This window comes from Oleiphilus sp. HI0086, assembly GCF_001635225.1.
The window spans coordinates 1-4,272 of record NZ_LWFZ01000788.1 but is presented as its reverse complement, the minus strand read 5'-3'; the positions used below and the strand labels follow the sequence as shown (position 1 = coordinate 4,272).

General features: G+C 43.7%; 3 protein-coding genes. 1 reads left to right on the top strand and 2 read right to left on the bottom strand.

Annotated elements, in window-relative coordinates:
• On the bottom strand, nucleotides 1–1,202 hold a 1,202-nt coding region (locus tag A3756_RS13810; RefSeq protein ID WP_156490470.1), incomplete at its 3' end, for a diguanylate cyclase.
• A gap of 81 nt (nucleotides 1,203–1,283) precedes the next feature.
• Nucleotides 1,284–3,404, bottom strand: a complete 2,121-nt coding sequence (locus A3756_RS13805) for an HDOD domain-containing protein (RefSeq protein ID WP_068553703.1) — start codon at nucleotides 3,402–3,404, stop codon at nucleotides 1,284–1,286.
• Nucleotides 3,405–3,657: 253 nt separating this feature from the next.
• Here A3756_RS13805 and A3756_RS13800 point away from each other — a divergent pair.
• A partial coding sequence (locus tag A3756_RS13800) for an AAA family ATPase (protein ID WP_197481311.1) occupies nucleotides 3,658–4,272 on the top strand: 615 nt, incomplete at its 3' end.

Below are 4,272 nucleotides of genomic sequence, written 5' to 3'. Positions count from 1 at the left end.
GTTGAAATGACTTTCTTGGCAATGGTTCTGGCATCTTCAGGCGAAGAAATTGATGGCAGAAGTAGGGTGAATTCATCTCCACCAAAACGAGATAAGGTATCACACTTTCTGACGCAGCTTTCAAGGCGAAGGGCCACAGACTGCAATAAGCGGTCGCCCATAGCGTGCCCCAAAGTATCGTTGACCACTTTAAAGCGATCCAGATCCAGGAACATGACGGCGACATGATTCTTGTTTCGTTTGGCCTGCGCGATAGAGATGTTTAGACGGTCTTTAAACAGCGCTCTGTTCGGGAGGCGTGTAAGAAGGTCGTGATAGGCCTGAAAGTTAATAAACTCTTCGGCTTCTTTTCGCTCGGTAATGTCACGAGCTGTTCCATAGGTGCCAATCACTTTGGTAAGCGTTTTCTTTTTTCCGGAAATGTCTGTAACTGAGGTTCTTACTTTACGCTCAATAGGGAAGAAAGTGACTTCAAAATAGCGCGCTGTATGGTCTGATTTTTTAGCTTTCAGGCGCAACTCTGAAGACCAGGTATCCTGTTTTTTACCGAACTGTTCCTCAAATAGATAGCTGGCACGCTCCAGGTCATTCTCTTCAATAATATCCAGGTAGTTTCGGCCGATTAAGTCTGTTTTCTTATAACCAAGAATGCTTTCTACTTTGTTGTTCAGAAAAGTGAATCGACCACTTTTGTCGAGCATGAAAACGATATCAGGAGAACTGTTAACGATGTAGCGGTGAAGTTCTTCAGATTTTTGTAGTCTCGATTGCATAGCGTGGTGTGCTTTTTCAAGCATCACCTTCTGCAGGGCGCTTTCCATGGTAGAAAGCAGTTCTTCAGGGTCATAGGGCTTACGCAAGTAATCATACGCGCCACGTCGTAAAGCTTTGCTTACCGCAGAAAAAGAAGACTCGCCGCTGACAACAATTGTTGCAACATCGATTTCTTTTTGAGTGATAAAGTCCATCACTTGATGACCATTGAGATCAGCCATATTCAGATCAAGAAGAACTAGATCAAAGTCTTCTGATGATAGCTTTTCACAGGCCTGCAGGCCACCATGTGCGCAAACAACTTGATAGCCTTTGTTGAGTAGAAGGTTCTCAAGACTTTTAAGTAGGCGATACTCATCGTCGACGATAAGAATGCAGGCTTGTTCAGTTTGCAGACTTAGATTCTGCTCTGTTTTTTGTATTTTCATGCTAACTCTTGACCACTACGTAATCACTACGTTCATTACTGCTCCATATTCCTCTCCTATAGTCGCTTCCATACACATGGACTATAGGCTTTCTTGAGGAAGAAAGATTTGAAACGTCGTTCCTTTTTCGTTGCTTCTACAACTAATGGTACCTTTAGCATCCCTGACGAGGTTTTTGGTAATACTCAGGCCCAAGCCTGAGTGTCCGTCACCTTTTGTTGAGGTAACAGGTTTAAAAAGGCTTTTTGCTATTTCTTCTGGCAGGCCTGGGCCTTGGTCCTTGATCAGGATTTCTACGTAACCCTGGCCATTAAGGTTGATATTGGCTGCCGTGCTGATAAAAATAATGCCGCCTTCAGGCATTGCTTCCGAGGCGTTTTTAATCAGATTTGTAATGATTTGCTTGAACTGGTTCCTTTTCGTGCCGATTCGCTTCAAGTCCTGATCTAAGTCTAGCTGATAGGAAGTGTCGTGCAAGACGAATAAAGAATGCTCATATAAGGTGCAAAGATTCTTGATTTCGGTATTAATGTCGACGCCGGACTGTGTTTCGACGGCTTCTTGTTTTAGGTCGCGTAAACGTAAAATAATCTGACTTGTTCTATTTAGTTCTTCTCTGACAATATCAAGCTCTTCAGCTAGCTCGTGTTGCTCGTAACTTTCTGCAGGCCCCGTTAGTTTGTTAGACAAAGAGACCAAATAGTTATTAATGATGTTTAAGGGGTTGTTGGCTTCGTGGGCTATTTCCCTGGCTCGCTGTGCCATAGCTTCAGTGCTGGCATCGCTCTCAATGCGTGTAATTTTTTCCGTGGTCTTACTGCAAGCCTGGGCCATTTCCTCGGTAAAGTACTTTAATAAACGTATTTGGTGTGAGCTTTGGCTCAGAGAGTGTTCACAGGCAATCACCAATACGCAAAATAAGTCTTCATGAGTCCGAATCGGACAGCAAACAATACCCGTGCTATTGAGTCCCCTAGTTATCTGCTGATCGACAACTGATAAGTTGTTTGAGTCATTGGCTGAGCTTGAGGCCTCAATATTGTGGTCAAGTGAGCACATTACCTGGTTTCTTGCGGCTGACTGCGCGACTAGGCTGCGCTCATTACTTAGTTTCACTTTAATAGGTACTTCATTGTCGCCATGTGCCTGGCCTGAAACGAGCTCTTTAGATTCGGGGTTAAACCAGTAGACTTCGCTTTGGCTAAAACCAAAAAGTAGCTCAAGGCTCGTGCGTAGTGACCTTCCTAGCTCATCTCGGTTTTGGGCGTGACTCAGTTCAGTGCTAACATTCTGGATAAGACCAATCTTTCGGACTTGCTCGGCCAGCTTTACTTGGGCTTTTTTATCGTTTTCACTATCTATGTCGGCTTGAATGTCTATTTCGATATTTAGAGTCTTGGCCATTTCTTTAACATCGCCTTCGACTTTAAAGACAATTTCTTTTAGTAGTGCGCTGTTTAGTTCAAATAATTGGTAACCCAAGTCTGCGAAACTGTCGCCTGAGAAATAATCCTGCTGAAAAGTGCCTAACTGGCTTGAAAGGTATATGAGCTTAACCAGGTGATGAGCATCCTGAATAGATTCAGGCTCGGCGTGATGGAACTCAATCGCATCAACAGCAAAGCTACTTAAGTTCCACTCTTTTGCGAGCCATGCTCCTATTTGAGTATGGTCAACTGAAAATGCTTCTTGCTCAAATTTACAGAGCTTATGAGTAAGAACCTCTGGCTTACTACGAAGTTCTGCATACTCTTGTGGAAAGTGACTGTCGAGAACCACCTCCCCGATGTTGTGAAGCAATGCAGTCAGATAGGCTTCATCAGGATTAGGGTAGCTGGTCAGGATCGCTAATGCTTTTGCAATTAAAGCTGTGCTCAGAGAGTGCTTCCAGAACTGTTTCAAAAAAACGAGGTGTTGACTCTTAAAGCCCGAGAAGAATTGTTGTACCGCCGCAGTGATAACAATCGTCTTGATTGTATCGGTACCCAAAACAAGTAGAGCGCGCTCAATACTTTTTATTTCGGTTCCGCGATTGTAGAACGACGAATTTGCCAGGGATATAACGCGTGCGGTGATCGCAGCATCATGACTAATTATTTGTGACATTCGCTGAAAGGTTGCGCCGTCTTCCTGACAAGCTTCCAGCATTTCAACCAATACATGAGGAAGAGAAGGTAGCTTATTTACCTTCAATTCGTTCATTATTTGTTGTGTGTTGTCTGTAGTCATGGCTTTTTATGATAAAAAATCGTCTTTTAAAGAACGTTATTATTGAGCATATATTAGACAATACTCTTTACAAATTAAACATTTATTGCACTTTTTTTAAGTAATTGTTTAAAGGTGAGATTTGCTACTAGAAAAATACTACTTGGTTGTTGTGCGTGATTTGGTGTTTTATCTATCTTAAAGTCGGTAGAATGGGCGAGTTCATGATGTGCGCATGGTAATGTGTTTGTTTGAACCTAAAACGTATTGCCTGCAGGGCAAGCGCACTGAATTTAGTATTAAAACTGTTACCTTGAAAGGCCTTTTTGCGGTGATGCTAGACAAGAATAAAATACCCCGTGTAATCGCGATCACTGGCGGAAAAGGTGGTGTAGGTAAGACGAGTGTTTCAATTAATCTGGCGATTGCTTTGTCAAAAAGCGGCTCCAAAGTGTGCTTGCTAGATGGTGATACCGGCTTAGCTAATACCAATATCATGTTGGGGCTCTATCCCGCCTATACGCTGGAGCATTTGTTCACGGGTGAAAAGTCGATTCAGGATATCGTGCTCGAAGGGCCCGAGGGTATCCAGGTCATTCCAGGAGCATCGGGTTTCGCTCAGTGTGTTGAGTTGGATGTCGGGCAGCAACAAAGGCTGGTGACTTCTATTCGTGCAATTGAGCCTCATTATGACTATATGATGGTCGACACAGCCGCGGGTATTTCTCCAACCGTTCTTCATTTTATTGCCGCGTCTCAAGTTGCTGTCGTTGTGGTGACCCCCGAGCCAACCTCTTTAACTGATGCGTTCTCTCTGCTTAAGGTGCTCAAACGCCGCGGTTATCGGCGAAAGGTTCAGATT